This window comes from Noviherbaspirillum denitrificans, assembly GCF_002211445.1.
Taxonomy (GTDB): domain Bacteria; phylum Pseudomonadota; class Gammaproteobacteria; order Burkholderiales; family Burkholderiaceae_D; genus Noviherbaspirillum; species Noviherbaspirillum denitrificans.
In genome coordinates, this window is record NZ_LSTO01000001.1 from 4063420 (window position 1) to 4067924 (window position 4505).

The 4505-nt window shown below is 65.0% G+C and carries 5 protein-coding genes; 3 read left to right on the forward strand and 2 right to left on the reverse strand.

Features of this window, described 5'->3' with window-relative positions:
- Positions 1–93 precede the first annotated feature (93 nt).
- The 3 genes from AYR66_RS19675 (at position 94) to AYR66_RS19685 (ending at position 3032) form a co-directional block, all read left to right on the forward strand.
- Entirely contained in the window at positions 94–681 is a 588-nt protein-coding gene (locus tag AYR66_RS19675) for a hypothetical protein (RefSeq protein ID WP_088708906.1), read from the forward strand.
- Positions 682–828: 147 nt separating this feature from the next.
- The gene (locus tag AYR66_RS19680) at positions 829–1866 is read left to right on the forward strand and encodes an SRPBCC family protein (protein WP_088708907.1); all 1038 of its coding nucleotides are present in this window, start codon (positions 829–831) and stop codon (positions 1864–1866) included.
- Positions 1863–3032, forward strand: coding sequence for a zinc-dependent alcohol dehydrogenase (locus AYR66_RS19685; RefSeq protein ID WP_088708908.1), 1170 nt, complete (start codon positions 1863–1865; stop codon positions 3030–3032). The genes AYR66_RS19680 and AYR66_RS19685 overlap by 4 nt, the downstream gene beginning before the upstream one ends.
- Here the strand turns inward: AYR66_RS19685 and AYR66_RS19690 are convergent.
- Together AYR66_RS19690 and AYR66_RS19695 are read right to left on the reverse strand one after the other, a co-directional pair.
- On the reverse strand, positions 3022–3330 hold the full coding sequence (locus tag AYR66_RS19690; RefSeq protein ID WP_088708909.1) for a hypothetical protein: 309 nt from the start codon (positions 3328–3330) through the stop codon (positions 3022–3024). The genes AYR66_RS19685 and AYR66_RS19690 overlap by 11 nt on opposite strands.
- A 123-nt stretch (positions 3331–3453) precedes the next feature.
- On the reverse strand, positions 3454–4505 hold a 1052-nt coding region (locus AYR66_RS19695), incomplete at its 5' end, for an NHL repeat-containing protein (protein WP_474647538.1).

A 4505-nucleotide genomic window follows, 5' to 3' on the forward strand; every position in this document is an offset into this window, starting at 1 on the left:
GCAGGATTTCAATTCATTTTGCATTCTGCAGTGATATGATCTTGCATCAGGCATCCCAGCCCATCCGCCCATGCTCCGTGAGGTCGCACAAGAATGTCTTTCAATGTTGACGCAGTTACACTGACGCTCATCGCCGTCCTGGTCGCGCTCATCATCGGCATTCTCGCCTGGGTCAGCGCCGCCAAGGCCAAGGCCGCGCGCGCCAAGCGTCACGCCGCCCAGATCCGCAACACCATCATCGACTACTTCCGCCGCAGCGGCGTGGAGGTCTCTGCCGACGCCACCAGCTTCGATGACAGCGGCCGCTATACGGCCGTCGTCGAGTCGGAGCCGATGAAGCGTTTCCGCCTTTCCCACATCATCGAGATGACCCTGCGCGAACATGTGCGCAAGTCCTGCGGGCTGGAGCTGGACAAGATCTACTGGCGCTTCCCGATCAAGGACGCGCCGCAGGCGGCAGCGGCAGCGGCAACGACCGCGCAGCGGGATGGCGAAGCCAGGCCGCAAGGTGTAGCCGAAGAGCGGAAGCAGGAACAACCGGCCGACGACTACATCAACGAAGGTCTCGAGAACTACCGCCACATCCCCAAGCCCGAAGTGACCGAACTGTCCTGGGAAACCTTCGAGCAGATGGCCACGCTGAGCCGCGAGAACAAGGACCAGCCGCCCTCCGGCAACTGACGCAGGCCTTCCCCGATCCAAACATCCGCAGGGCAACCCGCCCTGCCACCCGCCGCGCGCGGGAACTCCCCCTCCTCAAAGCCTGACTAACTTGTCCATACGGGCGGCGGCATCCATGCCCGGGCGTCAGTGCAATGGAGGAATACCATGCAAGACCAGGCACCGGAGCTGCGCCAGCCTGACCAGCCGGCGGTCCCCTTGTCCGGCATCAATGCCGGCACCGCCAGCCCCCAGGACTACCAGGCCACTCCCTCCTTCGATACCTTTTACCGCTCCCCTAAAGCCGACCGTGCAGACCAGATCGCCAGGATGCTGGGCTGGTTCAGCATCGGCATCGGCCTGGCGCAGCTGCTCGCACCGCGCGGCGTGTCGCGCACCATCGGCGTACAGGACAGCCCGAAGCTGATGCGCACGCTGGGCGCGCGCGAGATTGCCAGCGGGATCGGCATCCTGAGCCAGCGCCGCCCGGCCAACTGGCTGTGGACGCGCGTGGCCGGCGATGCAATCGACCTGGCGCTGCTCGGCGCCGCAGCCCGTTCGCCCGGCAGCGTGCGCAACCGCATCGGCTTGGCCACCGCGGCGCTAGCGGGCATCGCCGCGCTCGACCTGCTGTCGAGCATCGATAACACCCAGCGCAAGCAGATGGGACAGGGGCCCACGATCACCGGCGAGGTGAAGCTCGAGAAGAGCATCACGGTCAATCTGTCGCCGGAGGAGTGCTATCGCTTCTGGCATGACTTCGCCAGCTTCCCGCGCTTCATGAAGCACCTTGAATCGGTCGAAATCACCGGCGGCAACCGCATGCACTGGAAGGCGAAGGCGCCTGTCGGCAGCAGCGTCGAATGGGATGCGGAACTGGTGGCCGACGAACCCGGTCGCCTTCTCGCCTGGCGTTCGCTGCCCGGTTCGCAGGTGGACAACGAGGGTGTGGTGCGCTTCGAGCCGGCGCCGGACGGACGCGGTACCATCCTGCGCGTGATGATGCGCTACACACCGCCGGGTGGCATCGCCGGCGCCCTGGTGGCGAAGATGTTCGGCGAAGAGCCGTCGCAGCAGATCGACGAAGACCTGCGCCGCTTCAAGTGGCTGATCGAGACCGGCGAAATCCCGACCACGGTCGGCCAGTCCGCGGGTGAACGCAGCACGGCGGCACGCCTGCTTTTCAGGAAAGGACAACCGGGATGAGAGCGACAGTCTGGCATGGCAAGCGCGACGTGCGGGTCGACAACGTACCCGATCCGCAGATCCTCAATCCGCGCGACGCGATCGTGAAGATCACCTCGACCGCGATCTGCGGTTCCGACCTGCACCTGTACAACGGCTTCGTGCCCGGCATGGAAAAGGGCGACATCCTCGGCCATGAATTCATGGGCGAGATCGTCGAACTGGGCACCGCGGTGACCGGTCTGAAGGTCGGCGACCGCGTGGTCATTCCCTTCCCCATCGCCTGCGGCAACTGCTTCTTCTGCCGCGAGAAGCTGTTCTCGGTGTGCGAGAACTCGAACCCGAATGCCGCGCTCGCGGAAAAGATGTGGGGGCATTCGCCGGCCGGCATCTTCGGCTATTCGCACATGACGGGCGGCTATGCGGGCGGGCAGGCGGAATACGCACGCGTGCCCTTCGCCGACGTCGGTGCATTCAAGGTACCCGACGGCATGACCGACGAGCAGGTGCTGTTCCTGTCCGACATCCTGCCGACCGGCTACATGGCGGCGGAGGCTTGCGAGATCAAACCGGGTTCGGTGGTCGCGGTGTGGGGCTGCGGGCCAGTGGGACAGTTCGCGATCCAGAGCGCCTATTTGCTGGGCGCGGAAAAGGTGATCGGCATCGACCGCTTCCCGGAACGCCTGCGCATGGCGCGCGAAAAGTCGAAGGCAATCACGCTCGACTACGAAGAAGTGGATGTCGCCACCGCGCTGAAGGAGTTGACCGGCGGACGCGGGCCGGATGCCTGCATCGACGCGGTCGGCATGGAAGCACACGGCATGGGCCTGATGGGTGCCTACGACCGCGTGAAGCAGGCGCTGGCGGCGGAAACCGACCGGCCGATCGCACTGCGGCAGGCGCTGATGGCGTGCCGCAATGGCGGCGTGGTGTCGATTCCGGGGGTGTACGGCGGCTTCCTGGACAAAGTGCCGATCGGCTCGGTGATGAACCGCTCGCTCACCATCAAGACCGGCCAGACGCATGTGCACCGCTACATGCGTCCATTGCTGGAACGCATCCAGCGCGGCGAGTTCGATCCGGGGGCGATCATCACGCACCGCCTGCCGCTGCATGATGCGCCCTACGGCTACGACATCTTCTGCAACAAGCAGGACGATTGCATCAAGATCGTGCTCAAACCCTGAGGCTTGTTTCGCGTCGCTCGCCGGTCAGCCATTGCTTGAACTTGCGCACGCCGGCCGCGAGCAAGGTGCCCGCGGCGAACAGCAGCACCAGCGCGCCGGTCAGCGTCGCGAAGAAGGCCAGCGTCACCAGCGACACGATGGCGGTGCCGGCGATCTTCCATTTCCATCCGCGGCCGAGCATCATGCGCATCGCATCGCCGGGCGTGCGCCTGCCGAACTGCTGTTGATATTGCTGCTGATGTTGCTGCTGTTTGGCCGACGGATCGTCGACCACTTCCCATTCCACTTTCTCGGTCATTTCGTGCTCCTGAGCGACATGCTCAAATGAGCATCCTACATGAGAATTCGACACCCGAAAAATCGAAGAAATCAGCGTATTTACTTCGAAAATCCGGGGAACTGCCGATATCTTGCCTTTCTATCAAGGCGCATTCGTCGTGCCCGGCTCCCCGGCCTTGCCCGCGACCAAGGTCACAGCGCCATCCTGAGTAATCTTGCTGACCGTATGCTGGGAAAGATCCGTCACATACAGCGTGCCACCACCATCGATCGCGATGCCGTTGAGCGCCACGAAGCCGGTGCCTGGTCCGGCGATCGTCGTGATCGTGCCGCTTGCGCTGACACGCTTCACGCTGCCCATTGCCGCGACAAAGACATTGCTGCCGTCGGTGGTGATCGCAAACGTATCCATGAAGGCGCCGGGACCGGTTTCACCGTTCAGCGTGCCTGCCAGCGTGCTGACTGTTCCATCCGTTCCGATGCGGCGGATGAAAGTGCTGCCTTCGGGAATGTTTGGTGCCGGTGGGCCGAACCAGTCGGTCAGGTACAGGTTGCCGCTGCTGTCCGCGGTAATGCCCATGGGACCGATGAAGGTCGCGCTCGCCGCAGAGCCATCCGCCCGTCCGCGCATGCCCCGTGTCCCGGCGAAGGTGGTGACGACGCCGGCGGGCGAGACGCGCCGCACCAGGTAGTTCTCGGTATCCGCGACATACGCATTGCCCGCCGCATCGACCGCGATGCCCCACGGCCGGTTGAAGCGTGCCGCGCTGCCCGTGCCGTCCGCGTCTCCAGTCTGTCCCGACGCACCGGCCAGCGTCGTCACGACGCCCAGCGGCGAGACCTTGCGCACCGCGCTGTTATCCACCGCGTAGACGTTCCCCGCGCCGTCGACCGCAATGCCTTTCAGCGCGGAGAAACGCGCCGCCACGCCGGTGCCGTCGCTGCTGCCGCTGCTTCCCGCCGTGCCGGCCAGCGTGCTGACGACGCCCGCCGGCGTGATCTTGCGGATGGTGTGATTCCCTGCGTCGGCCACGTACAGGTTGCCGCTGCCATCACGCGCAATGCCGACCGGCTGGTTGAAGCGCGCCTGTGTCGCATCCGGCGGTGTGGCCGGCGCGCTGCCCGGTGAACCTGAGCCGCTGTCAGTCGGCGATGAAGGAGTGGACGGTGTCTGACCGCTGCCTGCGCCTGCCG